The 23,093-nt window shown below is 65.8% G+C and carries 21 protein-coding genes; 13 read left to right on the top strand and 8 right to left on the bottom strand.

Going from position 1 to position 23,093, the window contains the following annotated elements:
• Positions 1–18: 18 nt before the first annotated feature.
• Positions 19–1,518 (bottom strand): polysaccharide deacetylase family protein, encoded by a 1,500-nt coding sequence (locus tag AC1DIM_RS04995; RefSeq protein ID WP_477709387.1) that lies wholly within the window; start codon positions 1,516–1,518, stop codon positions 19–21.
• Between the two features lie 239 nt (positions 1,519–1,757).
• A complete protein-coding gene (locus tag AC1DIM_RS05000; protein WP_477709388.1) occupies positions 1,758–2,222 on the bottom strand; it encodes an OsmC family protein in 465 nt (154 codons plus the stop codon).
• Positions 2,223–2,294: 72 nt separating this feature from the next.
• Here AC1DIM_RS05000 and AC1DIM_RS05005 point away from each other — a divergent pair, with 72 nt between their 5' ends.
• The 5 genes from AC1DIM_RS05005 (at position 2,295) to AC1DIM_RS05025 (ending at position 6,818) form a co-directional block, all read left to right on the top strand.
• Positions 2,295–3,677, top strand: a complete 1,383-nt coding sequence (locus AC1DIM_RS05005) for an APC family permease (RefSeq protein WP_477709389.1) — start codon at positions 2,295–2,297, stop codon at positions 3,675–3,677.
• A 34-nt stretch (positions 3,678–3,711) separates the two neighbouring features.
• Entirely contained in the window at positions 3,712–4,416 is a 705-nt protein-coding gene (locus tag AC1DIM_RS05010; RefSeq protein ID WP_477709390.1) for an NADPH-dependent FMN reductase, read from the top strand.
• Positions 4,417–4,540: 124 nt separating this feature from the next.
• The gene (locus AC1DIM_RS05015) at positions 4,541–5,008 is read left to right on the top strand and encodes a MarR family winged helix-turn-helix transcriptional regulator (RefSeq protein ID WP_477709391.1); all 468 of its coding nucleotides are present in this window, start codon (positions 4,541–4,543) and stop codon (positions 5,006–5,008) included.
• A 16-nt stretch (positions 5,009–5,024) separates the two neighbouring features.
• Positions 5,025–6,047: an LLM class flavin-dependent oxidoreductase gene (locus tag AC1DIM_RS05020; protein WP_477709392.1), complete on the top strand. Its 1,023-nt coding sequence runs from the start codon at positions 5,025–5,027 to the stop codon at positions 6,045–6,047.
• Between the two features lie 9 nt (positions 6,048–6,056).
• A complete protein-coding gene (locus AC1DIM_RS05025; protein ID WP_477709393.1) occupies positions 6,057–6,818 on the top strand; it encodes a short-chain dehydrogenase/reductase in 762 nt (253 codons plus the stop codon).
• Here AC1DIM_RS05025 and AC1DIM_RS05030 read toward each other — a convergent pair.
• Positions 6,815–7,321: an N-acetyltransferase family protein gene (locus AC1DIM_RS05030; RefSeq protein WP_477709394.1), complete on the bottom strand. Its 507-nt coding sequence runs from the start codon at positions 7,319–7,321 to the stop codon at positions 6,815–6,817. The genes AC1DIM_RS05025 and AC1DIM_RS05030 overlap by 4 nt on opposite strands.
• Before the next feature lie 26 nt (positions 7,322–7,347).
• Complete coding sequence (locus AC1DIM_RS05035; protein WP_477709395.1) at positions 7,348–7,962, bottom strand: SOUL family heme-binding protein; 615 nt, start codon at positions 7,960–7,962, stop codon at positions 7,348–7,350.
• Positions 7,963–8,066: 104 nt separating this feature from the next.
• Between AC1DIM_RS05035 and AC1DIM_RS05040 the strand changes: the two genes are divergently transcribed.
• The 3 genes from AC1DIM_RS05040 to AC1DIM_RS05050 all read left to right on the top strand — a co-directional run bounded on the left by AC1DIM_RS05040 (position 8,067) and on the right by AC1DIM_RS05050 (position 12,050).
• A complete protein-coding gene (locus tag AC1DIM_RS05040; protein WP_477709396.1) occupies positions 8,067–8,819 on the top strand; it encodes an ArsR/SmtB family transcription factor in 753 nt (250 codons plus the stop codon).
• A gap of 109 nt (positions 8,820–8,928) precedes the next feature.
• On the top strand, positions 8,929–9,759 hold the full coding sequence (locus tag AC1DIM_RS05045) for an NHL repeat-containing protein (protein WP_477709397.1): 831 nt from the start codon (positions 8,929–8,931) through the stop codon (positions 9,757–9,759).
• A complete protein-coding gene (locus AC1DIM_RS05050; RefSeq protein ID WP_477709398.1) occupies positions 9,756–12,050 on the top strand; it encodes an endonuclease/exonuclease/phosphatase family protein in 2,295 nt (764 codons plus the stop codon). The genes AC1DIM_RS05045 and AC1DIM_RS05050 overlap by 4 nt, the downstream gene beginning before the upstream one ends.
• A 27-nt stretch (positions 12,051–12,077) precedes the next feature.
• Here the strand turns inward: AC1DIM_RS05050 and AC1DIM_RS05055 are convergent, their stop codons facing one another.
• From AC1DIM_RS05055 to chcC2, 4 genes are all read right to left on the bottom strand, one after another.
• Complete coding sequence (locus AC1DIM_RS05055) at positions 12,078–13,178, bottom strand: methyltransferase (protein ID WP_477709537.1); 1,101 nt, start codon at positions 13,176–13,178, stop codon at positions 12,078–12,080.
• 227 nt (positions 13,179–13,405) lie between these two features.
• Complete coding sequence (locus AC1DIM_RS05060; RefSeq protein ID WP_477709399.1) at positions 13,406–14,920, bottom strand: MFS transporter; 1,515 nt, start codon at positions 14,918–14,920, stop codon at positions 13,406–13,408.
• A gap of 357 nt (positions 14,921–15,277) precedes the next feature.
• Entirely contained in the window at positions 15,278–16,039 is a 762-nt protein-coding gene (gene chcB2 / locus AC1DIM_RS05065; protein ID WP_477709400.1) for a cis-4-hydroxycyclohexanecarboxylate dehydrogenase, read from the bottom strand.
• Positions 16,040–16,041: 2 nt separating this feature from the next.
• A complete protein-coding gene (gene chcC2, locus AC1DIM_RS05070; protein WP_477709401.1) occupies positions 16,042–17,757 on the bottom strand; it encodes a 4-oxocyclohex-2-ene-1-carboxylate 5-dehydrogenase in 1,716 nt (571 codons plus the stop codon).
• Positions 17,758–17,889: 132 nt separating this feature from the next.
• On the opposite strand from chcC2, the gene AC1DIM_RS05075 reads away from it, so the two are divergent.
• The 5 genes from AC1DIM_RS05075 (at position 17,890) to AC1DIM_RS05095 (ending at position 23,037) form a co-directional block, all read left to right on the top strand.
• Complete coding sequence (locus AC1DIM_RS05075; protein WP_477709402.1) at positions 17,890–18,675, top strand: IclR family transcriptional regulator; 786 nt, start codon at positions 17,890–17,892, stop codon at positions 18,673–18,675.
• A gap of 106 nt (positions 18,676–18,781) precedes the next feature.
• Positions 18,782–19,543, top strand: a complete 762-nt coding sequence (locus AC1DIM_RS05080) for an SDR family NAD(P)-dependent oxidoreductase (RefSeq protein WP_477709403.1) — start codon at positions 18,782–18,784, stop codon at positions 19,541–19,543.
• An 83-nt stretch (positions 19,544–19,626) separates the two neighbouring features.
• Complete coding sequence (gene chcC1, locus AC1DIM_RS05085; protein WP_477709404.1) at positions 19,627–21,309, top strand: 4-oxocyclohexanecarboxylate 2-dehydrogenase; 1,683 nt, start codon at positions 19,627–19,629, stop codon at positions 21,307–21,309.
• A gap of 1 nt (position 21,310) precedes the next feature.
• Positions 21,311–21,640 carry a Dabb family protein gene (locus AC1DIM_RS05090; RefSeq protein WP_477709538.1) on the top strand — a complete coding sequence of 110 codons (330 nt, stop codon included), beginning with the start codon at positions 21,311–21,313 and terminating at the stop codon, positions 21,638–21,640.
• Positions 21,641–21,651: 11 nt separating this feature from the next.
• Complete coding sequence (locus tag AC1DIM_RS05095; RefSeq protein WP_477709405.1) at positions 21,652–23,037, top strand: MFS transporter; 1,386 nt, start codon at positions 21,652–21,654, stop codon at positions 23,035–23,037.
• Positions 23,038–23,093: the final 56 nt, after the last annotated feature.

Genomic DNA, 23,093 nt, shown 5'->3' on the forward strand with positions numbered 1-23,093 from the left:
CGTTGACCAGCAGCACGATCACGGCGTGCGGCTATTACGTTCAGGCCGTGACCGGTAGACGTGCCCCGAAACTAGCGGTGTTCCTTCGAAGAGTTGCGGCACCGTCACAAGCCGGTAGCCCTGCGTTTGCAGGCTGTTGATCAGTTCTGGCTGTCCGGCGATCGTCGTCGGGTCGACGTCGTGCATGAGTACCACAGCGCCGGGCGTGATTTCCTTGAGTATTTTTGGCACGAATACGGCCGGATTCTTGCTTTGCCAGTCCAGGGAGTCGACGGCCCATAGGATGAGCGGCTTGCCAACGGCCGCCTGCACAGCAGCGTTGGCCGCCCCGTAGGGCGGGCGCATCAACGACGGGGACGAGCCTGTGGCCGCCTGGATGGCGGAGTCGGTCCGGTCCAGTTCGTTTCGGACCGCGGCCGGAGACAGCTTGGTGAGGTATGGATGGCTGTAGGTGTGGTTGCCGATGGCCTCACCGGCATCGGCGACTTGCCTGGCGGTTGCCGGGCTGGCAGCGGTACTGGACCCGGTCATAAAGAACGTCRCCTGGGCGTTCTTCTCTTTCAAGAGGCCCAGCAGCTGCGGTGTCGTCTTGGGGTTCGGGCCGTCGTCATAGGTCAGGGCAGCGCACGGGACGAGGTCGCAGTTGACATGCCTCAGCGCCGGTGCAGTGGCTGGCGGCGACACGACTGGAGCACTTAGCTGGCCCAGTACCCTTCGGCCGAAATCGCTTAGCATGCCTTCGGTGTCGCGGGCATCGATGACCGTTGTCTCCTCCATCCCGGACCGGCCGGGCGCTGCTGGCCGTTCAGCGGTGACCTGGAGCTCCCCCGCAGGGCCAAGGACCATGTCGGTCAAGGCCGGCGCCTGCAATGAAGGCCCGGCTATGGCCGTGGGCACACTTGTGACCCGGGACCGGATGGTGGCCACAGCCTCAGGCCTCAGGAGCTCGGCAGCACCGTGCACCTCTCCGGAAACCGTATCGGCGTAGACGGTGGCAGAACTGACGGCGCCGGTGCCGTTCGTCCCGGTATCCGCCACCTTTTCGCGGACCACAATCACCGTTCCATTGGCCTGTACGGGTTCGGCCGATACGGTGATGGCCGAACCCGAACGCCGGGCAGCGCTCAGTGCCATCGCGGGACGGTAGCGCCCGCCCACAGGGGCGGCTGCAGCATCCAAGATACCCAGTAGCCAGGAATCCAGCTGCGTGTTCAACCCCGGCAGCCCGTCCACGTACGTCCAGGACGCCTTCACCTGACGCGCCCCGACAAGGGCTGTCAACGACATCGGATACCCGCCCGGCACCGTGACCGGGAGACTCGGCACATCCGACAGCGGCAGCGGTGCAACCTCTACGGTCTTTCCCGCCAGCGTTCCTGGAAGTCGGTGTCCGGAGGCACGGGATCCGGCAATTCCGTCGCACCCGGAGATGAGCGCAACGACGCACAACAAGGCCAGCACGATCCGCATCGCGGCAGCAGCCGTGCTCCCGCGCGTGTGCCATAGGCTGTGCCTCATCAACGAACGGACTCCTCCGGGCCTCGAACAACAATGTAAGAGATGATGCGAACATCAGCATCATAAAGCGGGACGACGCTGGGAACGCCCAAAACAGGCCGAAGGCGCGGACAAAAGTAGCTGGCGACGAAAGTGGGGTGCGGCACGCAAGCTATTTCCCCGGACTGCCGGCGGCACCCGCCGCAGCTCCGCGCGAAAGTTTGAGGGCCGGCGTCGGGATTCCCGCGGGAGCTGGTGTGTCAGGAGTGAGATGAGGTCCCGGGGTCACCGACGGCGACGTGGACCTCGCTGGTGACTGCAGTTCCGCGCTCCACTGTCCGTGACACGGTGCAGTACTTCTCGTGGGAGAGGTCCACCAGCCGTTCCACCATGCCGGCGGCCTTCTGCCCCTCGGAAGTATCGGGAAAGGCCAGGTTGAAGGACAGGTGCAGCCCGTCCACCCGGTTGGCACCCTCCTCCACCACTTTGTGGCCGGTCGCCGAGACCTGGAAGGCCGTGGGTTCGGCGCTCCGTGCCGTCACCGTGTCCACGTCGATGGCCGAACATCCGGCGATTGCCGCCAGCAGCAGCTCCACCGGGCTCAGCAGCCCCGCGCCGTGGCCAAATTCAATTTCTGCCCCCGCAGCATTGCGCACCAGGTACCGGGCCGTTGCCGTCCGGGTCAGCTCAATGGAACGCAGCGTGGGGTCTTCTTTTTCGCTCATGGGACCATGATGCCACCAGCAGGCAACGGGGTTTCCGTGCGCTGTGCGCCAGTGAGGTGAAGAATGATCCCCATGGACGTGCAGGCATCGGCCCCGGTCACCGGAACACTGCGGCGCAGCATCACGCTGGGCCAGCTCATCTTCTTCGGCCTCGTCTTCATCGGGCCCGCCGCCGCGGTGGGGATCTTTGGCACCCTGGATGCGAAATCGTCGGGCGCGGTGGCAACGGTGTACGTCATCGCCACGCTGGTCATGGCGTTCACCGCGCTCAGCTACATGCGCATGTCCCGGGAAGTGCCGCGCGCCGGTTCCGTCTTTGCCTACGCGGGAACGGGCATCGGCCCGCGGGCCGGCTACGTGTCCGGCTGGATGATCCTGCTGGACTACATCCTCATTCCCTCCGTCGCCTACATGTTCACGGGGATCGCCCTGAATTCGCTGTTCCCGGCCATCCCCGTCTGGGCCTTCGTGGCGGCCGCGGTCCTGGCCACCACGGCCCTCAACCTCGCGGGGGTGCAGCTCGCCTCCAAGGTGATCACCGGCGTCGTCCTGCTGGAGGTGCTGGTTCTGTTGGTGGTGCTGGTGTGCGGAGCCTGGGTGCTGGCGGCCCACGGGCCCACGCGGCCCTGGCTGAGCCCCTTCACGGGGGTTGGCGGCTTTTCAACCACTGCGGTCCTGGCGGCCGTCTCCGTGGCCGTCCTGTCATTCCTGGGCTTCGACGCCCTGGCCACCTTCGCCGAGGAGGCCAAGGGCAGCGTCCGGATGGTGGGCCGTGCCACGATGCTGTGCCTGGCCATCGCCGGCGTCCTGTTCGTCGCGCAAAGCTACGTCGGTGCCTTGCTGTCCCCCACCACCCCGGCCGAGCTGGCGGCCAACCCCGAACTCGAAGGCGCTGCCTACTACAACGCGGTGGGGACCAGCATCGGGCCGTGGCTGCACTGGCTGCTGGCCCTGTCCAAGGCGGCCGGCGCCGCCTTCGCCGCGATGGTGGGGCAAGGGGCGGGCAGCCGCATCATCATGGACATGGCCCGCGAGCGCCGGCTGCCCGGTGCGCTGGCGAAAGTTTCGGTGCGGACGGGCGTGCCGGTGCGCAGCATCCTGCTCACCGCGTCCGGAAACATCATCGTGGCGGTTTGGGCGGCCACCCGCGCCGACGGCCTGGACATCCTCAGCTCGGCCGTCAACGTCGGGGCCCTGACGGCCTTCATCCTGCTGCACGCCTCAGTGATCGGCTACTTCCTGGTCAAGAAGCTGGGCGCCGGTCCCGGCAACTGGTTCCTGCACGGAGCAGTTCCCGGCGTCGGGGCAGTCCTGCTGGTGGTGGTGCTGGCGTCCGCCACACCCATCGCCCTGGCGGCGGGACTCATCTGGTTTGTGCTGGGACTCGTGGTGGCCGCCATCATGTACCGGCGGCGGACTTTTGTTGACACATCATCAAAAAACCACCTAGAATGATTGAAACATCAACCATTCTGAACGGTGAGGCGCCATGTCCTGGTTCAAGATTTTTTCCCGCAAGTCCAAGCCCGGTCACTCCGCTGCGTCGGTAGCCCCGCGCGTGAGTGCCGCTGCCACCCAGGTTCCCGCCGGAGCTGCCCCCGAGGTTGCCCCGGCCGCCGATCCCCTGGCCGAGAAGGCCCTGCCCAAGATCGCCATCATCACAGGCGCCAGCCGGCCGGGCAGCGTGAACAAGTCCGTCGCCGAGTGGGTTCTGGCCCAGGTTGCGGAGCGCACGGATGCGGACGTCGAGCTTGTGGACATTGCCGACTTCAGCCTCCCCCTGCTGGACGAGGCCTACCCCGCCGCTTACCAGAACTACCAGAACCCAGCCACCAAGGCCTGGTCGGCCAAGGTCAGCGAGTTCGACGGCTTCATTTTCGTCGTGCACGAGTACAACCACACCGCAGGCCCGGTGCTCACCAACGCGTTGTCGTACCTGAACGCAGAGTTCAACAACAAGGCCGCGGGCTTCGTATCCTACGGCTCCGCAGGCGGTGCCCGCGCCGTCGAGCACTTGCGCGAGATCCTTTCCGAACTCCAGGTTGCCCACGTGCGCAACCAGGTAATGTTCTCCCTGTTCAACGACTTCGAGAACTTCTCCGAGTTCAAGCCGACCGAGCAGAACGCCGGCACCCTGGCCCCGATGGTTGACCAGGTGGTCTCGTGGTCCAGGGGCTTTGCTACTATCCGCTAAGACATTCCGGCACTGCTGCCAAGCTCAACTCGCGGCCGCGACGACACTCCTCGAACGGGGTGGCCTCGCGGCCGCGAGCTTTTCTGGAAACTCAGCAATATGACCAACTAACGGGAGTGAAGTTGTGACGGAGCAGACGCAATGGCTGGATGAGCGCGAGACCGGAGTCTGGCGCGGATTCCTTGAGGCTTCCCAGCAAATGGTGGCCGCCATGGACCGCCAGCTCGTGCGGGATTCGCAGCTCTCCGGGGCCGAGTTTGCTGTCCTGGTCCCACTCTCTGAGCACGCAGACGGCGTGGTTCGTGCCCGCGATCTGGGCAGGTCCCTCGGCTGGGACCGCAGCCGCCTGTCCCACCTGCTCAAGCGGATGGAAGCGAGGGGCCTGCTGGTGAGAAAGAACTGCTCCTCCGATGCCCGCGGCCTGGACGTGGAGATTACCGTGGACGGCCGGAACGCCATCCAGCACGCGGCACCGGGTCATTTGGAGTTCGTCCGCGCCCACTTCTTCGATCAGCTCACGCGCGCCGAACAGGATGCCCTAGCGTCGGTGAGCCGGAAGATCATTGCCTCGCTTCAGCCTGAATGCGACTAGTACTACAGTTTCCGGTGTGAAGAACATCGGATTTCTGTCCTTCGGCCATTGGACCGACCACCCGGAGTCCGGCACGCGGACCGCGGCGGACGCACTGTTGCAGGCGATCGACCTCGCCGTCGCGGCCGAGGAGCTGGGGGCGGACGGTGCCTACTTCCGCGTCCACCACTTCGCGCAGCAATACGCCTCCCCGTTCCCGCTGCTCGCTGCGATCGGGGCCCGGACAAGCCGCATTGAGATCGGTACCGGCGTGATCGACATGCGCTACGAGAACCCGCTCTACATGGCGGAGGATGCCGGCGCGGCCGATCTGATCTCGGGCGGCCGGCTGCAGCTGGGCATCAGCAGGGGTTCACCCGAGCAGGTCATCGACGGGTGGCGCCACTTCGGCTACGTCCCGGCCGAGGGAGAGTCCGACGCCGATATGGGCCGCAGGCACACCGAGCGTCTGCTCGAGGTACTCACCGGTGAGGGCTTCGCGGCGCCGAGCCCCCGCCCGATGTTCCCGAACCCTCCGGGCCTGTTGCGCGTGGAGCCGCACTCGGAGGGCCTGCGCGAGCGCATCTGGTGGGGTTCCGGCTCGAACGCCACGGCCATCTGGGCGGCGAAGCTCGGCATGAACCTGCAGAGCTCCACACTTAAGGATGACGAGAGCGGCAAGCCGTTCCACGTCCAGCAGGCCGAGCAGATCGAGCTCTACCGGCAGGCCTGGAAGGAGGCGGGGCACGAGCGGGAGCCGCGCGTCTCGGTCAGCCGCAGCATCTTCGCACTGACGGACGAGCGCGACTGGCAATACTTCGGCCGCGACCGCAACAGCTCCGACCAGGTGGGCAACATCGACGAGAAAACGCGCGCGGTCTTTGGCCGCTCGTACGCGGGCGCCCCGGACGAACTGGCCGCGAAGCTGGCCGAGGACGAGGCGATCGCCACGGCCGACACCCTGCTGCTCACGGTCCCGAACCAGCTCGGCGTCGACTACAACGCCCACGTCATCGAGTCGATCCTGAAATATGTGGCGCCCCAGCTCGGCTGGCGCTGACCCCTCACGATGGATCTACACCTGCAGGGAAAGACCGTCCTGATCACCGGCGCCTCGCAGGGCATCGGCCGCGAAACGGCACTGGTACTGGCGGAGGAAGGCTGCAACCTTGTCCTGGTCAGCCGCGACGCCCAGCGCCTGAACGACCTCGCCGATAGCATCCGCTCCCAGCACGGCGCCTCAGTCAACGTGGTGGCTGCGGACCTGTCCTCGACTGAGGAAGTGGAACGTGTGGCCTCCAGCGTGGCGGGCATCGACGTGCTGGTGAACAATGCCGGCGCCATTCCGCCCGGGACCCTTCACCAGATTGAGGACCGGCAATGGCGGGACGCCTGGGACCTCAAGGTCTTCGGCTACATCAACCTGACCCGAACCCTGTACGCGAACCTCAAGGAGCGGCAGGGCGTGATCGTGAACGTCATCGGCGCCGGCGGCGAGTCCTTCAACCCGGGCTACATCGCCGGCGCCGCGGGCAACGCCGCACTCATGGCCTTCACCCGCGCCCTCGGAAAGTCAGCCGCCGTGGACCACATGCGGGTGGTTGGCATCAATCCAGGGCCGGTCTCCACGCCCCGGAACGAAACGATGCTCCGGAACAAAGCCCAGGCGGAATTCGGTGACGGGGACCGGTGGGCGGAACTCAACGCGGCGCTGCCCTACGGACGGGCTGCCACCCCGGGGGAAATCGCCAGCGCCGTAGCGTTCCTCGCCTCCCCCCGGTCCGGCTACACCAACGGAACCATCCTGACCATCGACGGCGGCCCCGCCTAGCGCAGGCTGTGGACTGGCCGGACCATCCTGAGCTGGGGCAACTCTTCCCACTCCGGCGGCAGCAGGCCCTTCGCCCCATCGGGGCGGAAGCCATGCTTGAGGTAAAACGCCTGCGCCCGGGGATTGTCCCGGAGCACCCACAGATAGGCGGGTGAATCGCCGACGGCGGCACTCAACAGTGCCGCGCCCAGTCCCGTTCCGTAGGTGTGCCGGAGGGTAAAGATCGAATACAGTTCCAGCTGCTCGGGCTCAGGGTCGTCCCGGCCCGGGCCGGCGTCCGCCAGTCCCACAATGCGGTTGTCGCCGTCCACGGCAATGATCCGCGGGTGGGCAACTGCGAGGTGGGGACGACGCCGTTCCACGCGTTCGGGGATGCTCGCCCTTCGGCCGCGGAAGAACTCCGKGGAGAGCAAGTGCCCGTAGCTCTCCTCATGAGCCAGCGTGTGAAAGAGCACCACGGCCCGGGCGTCCTCGGGAGTGGCCTGGCGGAACTGATAGTCCATCCGTTCAACCTAAGCTTTGCGGTGACCTAGGCCGGCGTAGTGCCGGGCGCTTCCGGGGCGATGGAGGGTTCCTGCACGTCCTGGATGACCTCGTTGTGCCGCAGGAACCACGGCTTGAACGGCGGATCAAAGCGGGCAAACCGTGGCGGGCCCACGGTGGTCAGCCCGGCGAGCGTCAGGGCAGCCTGCAGTCCCGTATTGCGGTGCGCAAAGGCCGCTCCGGTACCGCTGCCCGAGAAGCGGACAACGGCGGCAAGCGAACCCGGAACGGGCCGGATGCCGACGTCGGGGTTGGTCGGAACCGGAGCTGTTTCCGCCGTCAATCCCGCGGGGAGCACAAAGGCGACCACAAAGTCAGCGGGCGCATCGCTGCCCGGCAGCGGACCACTCTGAACCACCGGCGCGGTCATCGCCAGTTTTTCTGAGGATCCGCTGTCCTGGATGACGGGGGCGGTCATCGCCAATTTCTGCCCGCCCGTATTGCTGCCGCTGATGTAGTTGAACAGGCTCCGGAAGGCAGCGTTGCCGGCGCGGTCAAAGGTCGCCTTGACATGCACCTCGGCGACAACATGCGCGGGATAGCGCCGCAACTCGAAGTGCGGGTAGCTGTGGACCAGCTCGTAGGGTTGCTGTTCGGTCATGGTTCCAGACCCTACGCCGGTCCGGCGCAGGCGGCCAGAGACTGGGCACGATTGGCTTCGAACACCCCTAGACATGTGACCAATTGGTCACCTATTCTTGAACTGTGGACGCCGTATTCAAGGCCCTCGCCGACCCCACCCGCCGGGACCTGCTCGATGAACTCTTCCGGGAGGACGGGCAGACCCTCCATGCACTCGAGGCCCGCTTCGAGATGACCCGCTACGGGGTCATGAAGCACCTCAAGCTGCTGGAGGATGCCGGCCTGGTGGTCACCCGCCGTCGGGGCCGCGAGAAACTCCACTTCCTGAATCCGGTGCCCATCCGGCTGATCCACGACCGCTGGGTGAGCAAGTACGCCGAACCATGGGCCGCTGGCCTCAGCGACCTCAAAACCAGATTGGAAAGTCCCATGGAAAAGATCTTCGAAATCTACATCAAGACCACCCCGGAACGGCTCTGGGAAGCCATCACGGACAGCGAAATCCGCAGCAAATACCAGTTCGGCAACTCCATCACCTCCGACTGGACCCCGGGGGGACGGTTCGAAATGGGCAACCCCAAAGCCGGGGCGCTGCTGGGCGAAGGCGAAAACGTCGAAGTTGACCCGCCGCGCAAGCTCGTCCAGACCATGACCGCGCTCTGGGGCGAGGACGTCAAGGCCGAAGGCACCTCCCGCATCACCTGGGAGATCGAACCCGTGGGCGACTCCTGCCACCTCACCGTCACCCACGACCAGCTCCGCGAAGGCGCCAACGAACAGCTCTACGGCGGCTGGCCCATGATCCTCTCCGGCCTGAAGACCTGGCTCGAGACCGGCGAAAAGCTCACCACCCCCGGATCCCTCATGTACACCTAAGGGGAGGCGCGGCACCCAGCCCGGGTGCCGCCGTCGTACTCCTGACGAGTACCTTCACCTCACCAATTCGCCATTGATCCCGCCGGCCCGCCAGCGGTAAGCTTCCGCCATGCCGGAGGTGCTCATCACCGACGCCGGCCGTGATCAGCTGGCCTACCTTGACGACTACACGTCCGCGGCGCCGAATTGGCTCGGCGTCCCGGGGCCGGGCACCCGCGAGTTTCAGACCCCACGCGCGATCGTGCGGGCCGGCACCGGATTTCTGATCGCCGACAGCGGCAACCACCGGGTGGTATCGATCGACGACGCGTCCGGCAGCGGATGGCGCACCTTCGGCGCCTACGGCTCAGGTGCTGGCCAGCTCAACCAGCCCGCCGGCGTCGCGGTGGACAGCAAATCACGGATCTACATCGCGGATACCGGCAACCGGCGGGTGGTGCGCATTGACGGCATCGACGGCTCCGGATGGGTCTCCTTCGGCACCGGCGGGACGCCCACGCCAGCCGATCCGGCAGTCGGCAAGTTCCGCCAACCCACCGGGCTGGCGGTGGACATCAATGACGAGTTGTGGATCGCCGACTGGCAGTGCTCACGGGTGGTCCATATCGCCTCCATGGCGGGTGCCGGCTGGTCCACCGTGACCGTTGATGCGCCGGTGGCCCTCGCCTCCGACGACTCCAACTCGGCAATCCTGGTCGGCGCGATCGGCGCGAAGCGGGTCAGCCGGCATCACGCCGCGACCGGCGCCCTCACCGCCGCGACCCCGCCCAACAGGTTGACCGCGCCTGCGGCGGTGCAGATCCATGACGCGACCATCGTCGGGCTCGACGCCGCCGCCCGCCGCCTGGTGACCATCAACGACGCACTCAGCCAGGTCACCACGCAGGTGTACCTCGCTGACCTCGACATCCGGCGGCCCCTGGGGATGGTGGTGTGGTGACGAGACGACTGCGGGTGCTCACCTACAACGTGCAGATGCGGTCCTGGGGCATGGAGGTCGGCGCGCAGGGCTCGCTGACGCCGGTCACCAGCGTCGAGAAACGTGCGAACGCCATCGCCGACCGGATCCTCGCCGCCACGGAGCCGTGGGATGTGCTGTGCTTCAATGAGGTCTTCGATGAGGACGGCCGCGAGATCCTCGAACACCGGCTCGGCACGGCCTACCCCAACTACGTCCTCAAAGCCGACGCCGACGACCGCGGGGTCGGCGCCCTCCTGGTCGCCGCCGGGTCCGTGTTCGCCATCGGCGGGGCCCTGTGGGGAATCGCGCTCGGCCTCCTCGGCGGCGTCTCGCTGTTGTCATCACGGTGGGAAGACAGCGGCCTGATGCTGTTCAGCAAGTTCCCCTTCAAGGGCATCCGCATTCCGGACGCGTTGGCCCAGCTCGCCGGGATAACCGCCGGCACCACCATCCCCAACGTCGCCTTCGTCCCCTACGAGGACGCCGTCGGAGGCGACAAGAATGCGGCCAAAGGCGTCGTGTATGCACAGCTCGTCCTGCCGGACGAATCGCTGTTCAACATCATGATCAGCCACACCCAGGCCGACCCCCTCGACGACATCGGCAAGAACAAAGCCACCCGTAAATCCCAGTTCACCACCGCGATGGCGCTCCTCGACAGCTGCCTCGAGGGCAACACCGCCCGCAAGGAGATCCTGTTCTGCGGCGACTTCAACGTCCAGGGCATGGCCGACGCCAACGGGCTGCGGCCGGAGTGGACGTCCCTGCTCGGCACGCCGTCCACCATGCTGACCAAGGTCCTGCAGGACGCATGGACGTTCGAGCAGTGCCCGGGCCGCCCGCTGCTCGGCACCACGCCGCTGCCGGACAACTGCGACCCCGGAATCACAACGCACGCCCAGCGCCTCGATTACGTGCTGCGCCCCAAGCCCTATCCCGGCCGGATGGTCGCCCAGCACATCAACATCGCCCACGACGTCGCCCAGATCTCGCCCACCAGCCCGACGATGTACACCAGCGACCATCTGCCACTGTCGATCGACCTGCACGAGGCGAGGCAGTTCAACACCGCCAACACCGCGGAGAAGCTGGCGTTCAGCATCGACCACCCGGAGAACCGGTCCACCTCGACACTGCACGACGGCGAAATGCACTGGTACCGCATCGACGATCCAGGGGGCTACGGGTTCGCGATGGTCAACGGCTCCACCCAGGTCTTCCACGCCATCTACACCAAGGCCGACCTGTCCCAGCCCTACCAACCCTTCGTCCGCGACACCTCGCCGCCCACGGCCGAGAGCCCGGCCGTGTACCGCTATGCCCTGGCCGAAGCCCCGTTCTTCGTCCGGGTGTGGCTGCGGCCCAACGTCACCAGCGCCAACTATTCCCTCTACTCGCGCCGCTTCATCGGCACCGGCCCGAAGGATGCCATCCCGCTGATGCGCAGCTGGCCGTGCCCCGGCGAAGCGCGGGTGGGCGCACCGCACTCCTACGACAATCCCGACACGGACGTGGACGACTTCGACAGCGTCTGGTTCACCGCCCGGCTGGACCGCACCTATCCCGGCGTGGGCAGCTACACGTCCACCGTGACCCTCAAGGACATCGACGGCCAGCTGTTCGGTTTGGTGGTCCTCCGGGCTGACGGCGGCAACGGTTTCGAAGTCATCGAGAAACGCTCCCACGGCCCGGACCCCATCGTGGTCACGGTCAACCACAGCCGCCACGGCAGGCTCTACGTGCTGGTGCGTCGTGAGGAGCCGGACCCGCGTCCGTTCGCTGCCAGGTCGTTCACCGTGCTGCTTGAAACCAATGCCTGCTACCTGTATTCGAACGGCACCGAACGCGGCGGGCGTGCTATCGGCGGGGATGCCCGGCTGATCTGTTTCGACGAAACGGACGGGTTCCTGGGTTCGGAGTCAGGCTCCGACGACATCCAGATCAACGTCGACGTCAACGGCGTCAATGCCGCCCACATCCCAAACTCAGACGACCTCGAGTTCGACGACGACACCCGCCGCGACATCGTGATGCCAACCGTCGCCTACACCTCGGAGGCGAAGTTCGAACTGGTGGAGCTCGATGACTTCTCCCCCGCGGACCGGGCGTCCGTACAGATCCCGATGCTGCCGGCTGCCGTTACCGCGGCCAAACAAATCATCACCCGTGACGGGGCCGCCATCCGGGGCGTCTATCCCATCGACTTCGACACCGATGACGGCCACTACGAACTCGAAGTCACCGTCTCCCGGGAGCCTCCCACCGACTGAACCCCGGGCCGCAGACACAGGACCTCATTAACGGGGAACAAGCCGCCACAGGGACGTGACCTCGGCCGTGCGCGCCTCGAACAGCGGATCGTCACGGTCCGATGCCTTCGGATGCGTTGGCCTGGTGTCGAGCCGTTCGATCACCTTCAGCCCGGCCGCCTCGATGGCTGTCAGCAGATCCTCACGCGACCGCAGGCCAAGGTGCTCGGCGAGGTCGGAGAGGACAAGCCAGCCCTCTCCGCCCGGCTCCAGATGCTCGGGGAGTTCGTTCAGGAAGCGGAACAGCATCCGGCTCCCGGGGTCGTAGACGGCGCTGTCCAGGCTGGAATGCGGCGTGGCCGGAATCCAGGGCGGGTTGCACACGATGAGCGGTGCGCGTCCGGGCGGGAACATGTCGGTCAGGACGGCCTCGGCCCGGTCCTGGACACCGAGGTTCCGGAAATTCTCCGCGGCGCAGGCGATGGCACGCGGTTCATTGTCCGTGGCCACCACCCGGTGGACTCCGCGGCGGGCGAGGACGGCAGCGAGCACTCCGGTGCCGGTTCCGACGTCGAACGCCAGCGTCTCAGAGGGCAGCGCGGCCGCGGCCACGAGATCCACATACTCGCTCCGGGTGGGGAAGAACGTGCCGTAGTGCGGGTGGATGCGGCCCTGCAGGGCATCAACATAGACGCCATTCCGCCGCCACTCGTGGGCGCCAATGGCCCCCACCAGCTCATGCAGGGAAACCACGGAAGATTCGCCGATGTCACCGTACGCTCCAGCGGCGGCCTCCCGGATATCCGGTGCGCGGCGCAGCGGCACCACCGGGCCCGGATCAAGCGGAATCAGCAGCAGGCCGAGAATGCGGGCACGGTGCGAGCGGGACTGGCGGTGCCGATAGAACTGATCGGCCGGAGTTCCTGCGCTCTTCTTTCCGGCGCCTATCCGACGGTCCAGTGCGTTGAGGATCTGCCGTGCGTTGTGGAAGTCACCGTGCCAAAGCATCGCAATCCCCTGTGATGCCATCCGGTTCGCATCGTCAGCCGTGAGGGAGTCGTCGACCACTTCCACGCGCGTCGGCGCAGGCCTGCCGTTCGCCGAACGCCATCGAGCGGTCCTGCTCCCGCCCGCCTCCACCCAGGTCACGACGGCGGGCTCAATTAACGCAGCCGTGCGCGGGGGTTTGGGGGCCGGCGTCGGGATGTCCACGGGAGCTGGCGTGTCAGTACTGATAAAGGATCCGTTCCGGGATTTCGGGGGCCGATGGGCGGCTGACGATCCGCGAACCGCGCTTGGTCGATGGCTGCTGGAGCCCTTGAACCTACGTTGTCAGGATACAGGGGCGACGGCGGCCGCCCGCTCGCGCAGCCGCCTCACCGCTCCCCCGCCGTACGTTCGGGTCCCGGGTGCGCCGCCCTGGCGGCCTCGTAGCCGGCGCCGAAGGGCAGCGTGGCCATGTCCAGCATGGGGTTATCGTCCTGGGTTGCCACGAGTTCGCGGGCAGCTTCGTCCGAATCCACGCTCGGCATCGACCCGGGCAGGTGCCTCTGGGCAGATTCGGGCAGGAAGTAGATGGTGACGGCGGCGATTGCCGAGGTGGCCATGAGGTAGTAGGCGGGCATCATGTCATTGCCCGTGAGTTGGATCAGGCTCGCAATGATAAACGGGGTGGTGCCGCCGAAAATGGCCACGGCGAAGTTGTAGGCGATGCCCATGGCCCCGTAGCGGTGGGCCGTGGGGAAGAGCGCCGGCAGCGCCGAGGCAAGATTGGCAACGTAGAACGTGACGGGGAAGGCCACCAGCGCAAGGCCGGTGATAGTGGCCGGGACGGTTCCGACGGAGATCAGAATGAACGCGGGCAGCGACAGCACCACCGTGCTGAGGGCACCGATCCACAGCACGGGGCGCCGGCCAATGCGGTCCGAGAGATGACCGGTCAGGGGGATGCACAGCGACATAACCACCAGGACCGGGATGGTCAGGAGGGTTCCGTGGATCTCGTCGTATCCCTTGTCGGTGGTCAGATACGTGGGCATGTACGACGTCAGCGCGTAACCCACCGTATTGGCAGCGGCCACGAGGATCATGGCCAGCACTATCCGCTGCCAGTAGGCCTTGAAAATACCCACCGGTCCCAGGGGGCCGAGCACCTCACCGGTTTCGGGATGCCTGGCGATCTGTGCCTCTGCGTCGAGGGTTGCCTGGAACGCGGGCGATTCCTCGATTTTCATCCGGAAGTAAATCGCGATGATGCCGAGCGGCCCGGCGATCAAGAACGGAATGCGCCAGCCCCAGGCCTCCATCCCGTCCTGGCCCAGGGTCAACTGGAGGACAGACACCAGGCCGGCCCCCAGGGCAAAGCCCAGATAGCTGCCCATGTCCAGGAAGCTGGCGAAGAAGCCACGGCGGCGGTCCGGGGAATGTTCACAAACGAACGTGGTGGCGCCCGAATACTCGCCGCCGGTGGAGAACCCCTGCACCAGTTTGGTGACCACCAGGAGGACGGCGGCCCAGATGCCCAGAACCGCGTAGCCCGGCAGAAGTCCGACGACGAAGGTGGCCGCCGCCATCATCATCAGGGTCATGGCCAGAACCTTCTGCCGGCCGATCTTGTCGCCCAGCCAGCCGAAAAAGACACCACCCAGCGGACGGGCGATAAACGTTGCCCCGAAGGTTCCCAGCAGGAAGAGGTTCTGCACGGCTTTGTCTGCTTCGGGCAGGAACACCGGCCCCATGGTGGTGATCAGATAACCGAACACCCCGACGTCGTACCATTCCATCGTGTTGCCCACGATCGTCCCGCCGAGCGCTTTTCTCAGGGTCCGGTGGTTTACGATGTTGACGTCTGAAACGCGGAGCCGGCGCTTCTTGAGAGGCTGCTGGGTCATGCTTGCCCCACCGCCCAACAGAAGTGGTTCATCAGCTGGCGTACAGACACTTCGTTCCTCCGATGGAGGTCACACGCCACCGACGGATGGCGCCGTCCTTGGCGTTGGACCCGCCGCGATGGCGATGCCCACGTGTCCGGCAACCGTGCCGGGCGGTCGAGAAGAGTCGAAGGTCCGATCTACGGAAAAGCGCCTGCGTTAGGCCCTGTCCAGGGGGTCGTCTCGGCTCATTTTGCTACTCCGCCCATCCTCCCACCGCCGCCCGGGCACATCAATGGAATCCGGTGAGTCTCCGGGGAAGTACGAGCGGCGGCACTCAACCGGGTGCCGCCGTCGAACTTTCTGCTTCCGGCGCCACTATGCAGCGGTGTATCCGCCGTCGGCATTGATGATGGATCCGGTCAGCGCCGACGAGCCCTCCCCCGCGAGGAACAGCACCACGTTGGCGATCTCCTCGGCCCGAAGCAGCCGCCCGATGGGCTGCCGGGAAACCATCTGGGATCGTGTCTCGTCCGGCAGTTGCGCCAGCAACGGCGTGTCCACGTAGCCCGGTGAGACAGCGTTAAACCGGATACCTTCCCGGGCGTACGTCAGTGCCGCCGAACGGGTGAAGTTGGCGACGGCTGCCTTCGCTGCGGAATAGGCGTTGCTGTTCGCCTGCCCCACATGAGCCAGAATCGACGCCATGTTGATCACGGAGGCTGGGCGCGGGTCCGCGGTCCCCCGCCGGCCTTCGAGGATGGTGGCCACAGCCCATTTGTTGCACACGGCAACGCCAGTGAGGTTGACGTCAATGACACGTTGCCACTTGGCCAGGTCAAGTTCGTGGAGCGGAGCCTTGACTTCGGGAACGCCGGCGTTGGCCACCAGGACGTCCAAGCCGCCAAACATACGCGCCGCTCCTTCCATCAGACTGCGCACCGAGTCTTCGTCGGTCACATCCGTGTGGACGAATTGGGCCCTTCCACCACTAGCGGCAATTTTCTCGGCAACCTGCGAGCCTGCGCTGCCGATGTCACCGATGGTGACTGCATAACCCGCATCCGCAAGCTTCAGGGCAATGGCTTCCCCGATCCCGGAACCACCACCCGTCACCACCGCGGACCCTGGATCTCCCACGGTCAGACCAGTTCGGAACGCTTGCCGCGCTCAGCCGCGAGTTTGGCGATGTCCCGCCCGGCCCGGTAACCGAAGACGAGGGCCGGGCCAATGTGGGAACCATAGCCCGGGTAGCCGCCGCCGAACACGCTGACTGCGGCCGCCCCGACGGCGATCAGGCCGGGAATTGCCGTTCCCTCCTCGGTCTTGACCTCGGAGGATTCGTTGACACCGATGCCGGCGAAGGTGCCAAGATCGCCCATCTGGAGCTTGGCCGCAAAGTACGGTCCTTTGCCCACCGTGGCCAGGTTCGGGTTGGGCTTGTGGTCCATGTCGCCGCGGAAGTGGTTGTACAGCGTGGAACCCCGGCCGAACGCCGGGTCCTCGCCGCGTTCGGCAGCCGGATTGAACTCCGCCACGGTGGCCTTCAGGCCTTCTGCGTCAATGCCGAGCTTGGCGGCAAGTTCCTCCAGGGTTGCCCCCTTGACCAGGTAGCCGGTCTTGTAGAAGTAGCCGCGCGGCATGGGCCAGGGCTTGGCGTAGCCAATGCCGTACTTGTGCATGGTCTTGGCGTCCCCGATCACATAACCGAACGTTTTGTCCTCGTCCTGGTTGTGGCCGATCATCGCACCGCCGAAGTCGTGGTAACTCAGTGCTTCGTTGCCGAAGCGTTTGCCGTGACGGTCCACGGCGATCAGACCCGGCAGCCCGATCGCGCGGAGGTGCGGGAAGAGCCGCTCCTTGCCGTTGAGGTACTTGAAGACGGTCACCGGCGCCCAGGAACCGACGCTGAACACGGAGTTGTCGATGTGTCCGCCGGCGCTGATCGCCAGGTTAGCGGCGTCGCCGCCATGGCCCAGGGTGGGGGTGAAATGGTCGTCGCCCTGCGCATCGTGCGGGAAGTATTGCTTGCGCAGTTCCTTGTTCCCGGAGAATCCGCCGGCGGCGAGGATGACGCCCAGCTTTGCCGTAACCGTGGCGCCATGGTCTCCACCGATGACCGCCCCGGTCACTGTGCCGGCGTCGTCCCGGGTCAGCGAAAGGGCGGGTGAGGAGTTCCAGAGCCGCACACCTAAATCGTCGGCGCTCTTGACCATGCGGGTCATCAGGGCGTTGCCGTTGGAACGCAGGACAGGTCGCTTGTACCGGGCGGCGTCGGCCCAGGTGCGCAGCAGCTTCTTCGCCACATAAACGAAGGACTTGACCGACTGGTTGACGTGGAAAAACTCGTTGATGTCCGGGCCCACCTGCGGCATGTAGCCGAAAACCGTGTAGGAGCTCATGTACGGCTGCATCAGGAGGCGCTTGTCACCGAGTACGCGCGCGTCAACGTCCTGGGGCAGGATGGCCCGGCCGGAAAGCTTCGCCCCGGGGAGGTCCATCTTGTAGTCCGGGGCTTTCTCCGGATAGGTGAACTTCACGTCGGTCTCGTTCTCGAAGAAGTCGATGGCCTCGGGCACGGTGTCCAGGAAGCTGCGGACGCCGGCCTCGTTGAACGTCTCCGGCGCGAGGTTCTTCAGGTACGTTTCCGCTTCCTCGCGGGTGTCTCCCTGGGCCACTCCCTGTTTGTTGCCCGGGACCCAGGCCCAGCCCGCGGAAATCGCCGTGGTGCCGCCAAAGTACTGGTCCTTCTCGGCAACGATCACGCTCAAACCCTGCGATGCGGCTTTCAACGCCGCAGCCATCCCTGCCACACCAGAGCCGATCACCAGGACATCACACACAACGCTCTTACTCATGCTTCTTGCTCCGTTCAGTGGCTGCACGCGTCGGTGCGGCAGCCGGGGTGGAAAACTAGCCCCCAGTAGAGCGGGTGCGGCGAATCATCACGACCGCTATTACCATTGAACGGGAACTCATGAGGAGGTTCAGTGGCAAATTCCGCATCCGGCGAGTCGATGATCGCCCGGTTCGTCAGGGTGGTGAGCGCCTTCGATGACAGCCACCAGACCATGAGCGTGGCCGAACTGGGCCGCCGGACGGGGCTTCCGGTCACCACCGCGTACAGGATTGTGAACGAACTGCTCCTCGAACGCCTCCTGGAACGCGAACCGGGCGGCGACATCCATATCGGCACCCGGATGTGGGAACTCGTGTCCCGCGGGTCAAAGATGGTGGGCCTGCGGGAGGCTGCGCTGCCTTTCATGGAGGACGTCCAGTCCGTGGTCCAGCACGCCACCACCCTGGGCATCCTGGATTCGGACGAAGTCCTCTACATCGAGCGGATCGGGACGCATTCCACTGTTGTGGACATTTCGAAGATCGCGGGCCGGCTCCCGCTGCACGCAACGTCGTCGGGGTTGATTCTGCTGGCTCATTCCCCCGCCGCGTACCAGGACGTGATACTTGCCAGACCCCTGACCAAGTACACCGACACCACACTCACCGAGCCGGCCGTGCTGCGCCGCCATCTGGCCGACATCCGGCAACGGGGCTTCGCCGCCATGCCCGGGGTCATCGTTCCCGAGACCACCGGCATTGCCGTGCCGGTCTTCGGACCTGACAACACCACCGTGGCAGCCCTGAGCGTGATCGTGCCGCGGACCGAGGAGCATACGGCCGCCCGGGTCCCAGTGCTGATGGCCGGAGCACGCGGGGTTTCCCGCGCCCTGGGCTGGCGGGGCGAACTCAAGGGAACGGTCCGCAAAAGCCAATAAAACCCGCCATTACCGTTCATCGGTAATCTTGTGGTTCCGCTCACACCTCACCTGTCACCGTAGCTAAGGCGCGGCAACGAGGCTGCGGCGTTACAAGGAGCGGATCATGAACAACACACACGGCCGTGTCGCTGGCAAGACGGCGGTCATCACCGGTGGCAGGGGGGATCTCGGCAGCGCCACGGCGGCGCTGCTCGCCGAACACGGCGCAACCGTCGCGAGCCTGGATATGGCGGGGACCCCCGCCTCGGCCGTCCACGGGAACGTTCGGGAGTACGACGTTGACGTCACCGACGAAGACAGCGTTGCCGAGGCAATCCAGCGCGTCACCGAGGACATCGGCGCCCCGGACATCCTGGTCAACGCGGCAGGAATCATCGGACCGGCCGGGGCCTCGCACACCGCCTCCATCACGGACTTCGACACGATCTTCAACGTCAACGTCAAAGGCGTCTGGCTGATGACCAAGCACGTGGTCCCCGGCATGATTGCCAAGGGCGCCGGCAGCATCATCAACTTCTCCTCGATCCACGGCCTCACCGGTGGCAGCACTGTCCCGCTTTACCACGCCACGAAGGGCGCCGTCCGGCTGCTGAGCAAATCGGATGCGGCCGCCTACGGGGTCCACGGCATCAGGGTCAACTCCATCCACCCCGGTTCCATGAACACCCGCATGAGCCGCCGCTCCGCGGAACAGTCAGTGGTGGGCCCCGAGGAGTACTACAAGCAGCTCCTTGGCTCGAACCCATTGCCCCGGCAGGGTGAACCCGAAGAAATCGCCTACGGCGTCCTCTACCTCGCTTCGGACGAATCCCGCTTCACCACCGGTTCGGAGCTCGTGATCGACGGCGGCTACACCGCGGTCTGAGCCACGCTCCCACTCCCGCAGCCGGCGCCGTTACAGGTGCACGGCGGCGCGTTCAACCATCTCCCGAAAGGCATCAACAAACCATGAAATTCGTCAGTGGAACCGCAGCGGAAACGTACGACGTCGTCGTCGTCGGTTCCGGCGCCGGCGCACTCACCGCAGGGGCTACTGCTGCCCGCGCCGGCAAGTCCGTCATCATCCTTGAGAAAAGCGACCTGCTCGGCGGCACCTCGGCCGTTTCCGGTGGCATGCTGTGGGTGGCTGACAACCACCACGCCCGCGAAGCGGGCATCACCGACTCCAAGGCAGCGGCCGCCGAATATGTGCGCGCGGTGGCCCGGGGCCGCGGCCGCGGGGAACTCCTGGACGCCGCCTTGAACTACGGCGACCAGATGCTGCAGTTTGTGGAAGAGGAGTGCGGCGTCCGATTCATCTTCCTGGACAACTTCCCGGACTACCGCCAGGACCTGCCCGGCGCCCTGGCGGGCGGCCGCACGGTGGAACCGGAACTGTTCAACAGCAAGGAAGCTTTGGGTTCCCTCGCGGCGCATGTCCGCACCGATGGCCGGGCACCCTTCACGATGCAGGAATACGAGACCTGGGGCGCTTTCACCAAGTTCCCCTGGGACGATTTGGACCTCCGCCAAAAGGAGGGCCTCGTGGCGAAGGGCCAGGCACTGGTGTCCATGCTCCTGGCGAGCCTGGTCCACAGCGGCGCAGCGCTTGTCACCGGAGCCCGGGGGCACCGTCTGCTCACCGACGGCGGCCGGGTGACCGGCGTCGAGCTTGAATCCGGTGAGGTGTTCCACGCGAACGACGGCGTGGTCCTGGCCACCGGCGGCTTCGAATGGGACAAGGCACTGGCCGACTCGATGCTCGCTTCGCGGCTCTACACGATGTGCTCGCCGCCCTCGAACACCGGCGACGGGCTGCGGATGTCCCAGCGGATCGGCGGGCAGACCCGCGGCACCCGCGAAGCCTGGTGGGCACCCATGTCGGTGACCGGCGACACCCGCGACGGGCAGCCGATCGGCACCCTGCTGCGCTTCGAACGCCAGGGCCCGGGGTCCATCATGGTGAACCGCCACGGCCGCCGCTTCGCCAACGAGTCGCAGAACTACAACGACCTCGCCCGGAGCCTGCAGTCTTGGGACTCCGCCGCAAACCAGACCCTGAACACTCCGGCCCACGTGATCGTGGACCACACCTACATGGAGCGCTACGGCATCCTGGCCCACCGCGCCGGCCAGCCCACCCCCGCCTACCTGATCGAGGCGGCAACGCTGGAAGAACTGGCGGAAAAGATCAACGTGCCGGCGGAAAACCTCACCGCCACCGTGGCCCGGTTCAATGAGCACGCCGTCAAAGGCGAAGACCCGGACTTCGGCCGCGGCGAAAGCGCATACGACAAGTACTGGGGCGACGAGGAAAACCTGTACCCGAACCCGTCCCTGGGCCCACTGCAGACCGGGCCCTTCTACGCCATGGAAGTAGTCAACGGCGCCTTCGGCACCAACGGCGGCGTGGCCACCGACGGGCTGGCCCGCGTGCTCGACGTCGACAACCGCCCTATCGAAGGACTCTACGCAGCCGGCAACACCACCGAAAACGCCTACGCCGCAGGCTACCCCGGCGCCGGCGCCACGCTGGGCCCCATCATGACCATGGGGTACCTCGCCGGACGGACCATCGCCGGCCAGGACCCCCACTATGCCGCCGGGCCACTGGCCGGCGGAAGGCCGGCAGCGGAACTGGTGGGTGCCTGAGATGATCCGCCACACCGTACTTTTCAAGTTCAAGCCGGACTTCCCGCCCGCCGACAAACAGGCCTGGATCGCCGGACTCAACAGGATGAGGGGCAATATCCCGGGCATGCTCACCCTGACGCACGGGCCGGATGTGCTCAGCACCGAGCGATCCTTCGACTACGCCATCGTGGCGGACTTCGAAAACGTCGAGGACATGGCGGTGTACAACACTCACCCACTGCACGAGCCGCTGAAGGCGTACTCGTTCCCCAACAGCCAGCAGATCCTCTCGGTGGACTTCCACCTCCAGGATTCCCAGCCGGCTTCCACCAAGACACCGCTGTCTTAAGGAGACTCCACATGGACACTGCAACTGCACACCCGGCCGCACCCAAGACCCCTGGAAAGGCAGCCCTGGCCTCCTTCCTGGGCAGCACGCTGGAATACTACGACTTTTTTATCTACGGGACGGCGGCCGCGCTGGTATTCCCGCATTTATTCTTCCCATCGGCCGATCCCGCCATCGGACTGATCGGCGCCCTCGCCACCTTCGGCGTCGCCTATGTGGCGCGGCCTGTTGGCGGATTGGTCATGGGCCACTTCGGCGACAAGCTGGGCCGTAAGAAAATCCTGCTGCTCACGCTGGGCATCATGGGCCTGGCCTCGCTCGGCATAGGCTGCCTCCCCACGTACGAGCAGGTGGGGGTCTGGGCCCCGATACTGCTGGTGGCCGGGCGCCTGGCCCAGGGATTCTCCGCCGGGGCTGAATCCGCCGGCGCCTCCACGCTCACCCTGGAACACTCCCCTGAAGGCAAACGGGCCTTCTTCACCAGCTTCGTGATGATGGGCTACGCCTCGGGCATGGTCCTGGCCACCCTGGTCTTCATTCCCATCACTTCCCTGCCCCAGGAAGCGATGATGAGCTGGGGCTGGCGCGTCCCGTTCTGGCTCTCCATCGTGGTCCTCGCCGTCGCTTACTGGGTCCGGACACATTTGGACGAAACGCCTGTCTTCGAAGCAGCCCAGGAGAAGGAACAGGTCACGCCGATGCCCGTCAAGGAGGTCCTCAAGTTTCAGGCCCCTGACGTAGCGCGCGTTGCGGGCATGTCCATCATGGTGGTTATGCAGACAGTTTTCACCGTCTTTGGGCTGGCCTATGCCACCTCCACCGCTGGCTTCGACCGCTCCGCCATTCTCACGGTCAACGCCGTTGCCATCGGCTTGTCGATGCTCTTCATGCCGTTGGCCGCGAGGCTCGCGGACAGGATCGGACGCCGTCCCCTGCTGCTGGCTGCCGCGATCGGCTGCTCCGCCACCATTTTCCTGTATTTCCTCGCGTTGTCCTCAGGCAACATCGTGCTGGTCTTCCTGGCGGCATTCCTGAACATGACAGTCCTGTACTCGGCCTACAACGGTGTCTGGCCCGCGTTCGTGGCTGAGCAGTTCGCCACTCCCGTGCGCTACACGGGCATGGCACTGGGCAACCAGCTCGGCCTGGTCCTCGCCGGGTTCGCACCGATGATCGCCAGCATGCTGCTGGCGCCGGGAGTCACTGGGTGGCTGCCCGTTGCTGTCTTTGCGACTGTTTGCATGCTCATTGCCGGCGTCTGTGTTTTCTACTCCCGCGAGACGTACAGGACGCCCATTGAGAAGCTCGGGGCACCCTATCTTGAGGGCACAGCGTTGCGGCGGGGACAGCACGCCGCCGCGAAGGTGGAGCGGGAACAGGACAGCCCTGTCCGTTAGGCACCACAAAGCAAATGACTGTGCCCCCGTCGCCTGATCGGCGACGGGGGCACAGT

The organism is Pseudarthrobacter sp. 01T43 (assembly GCF_056398665.1).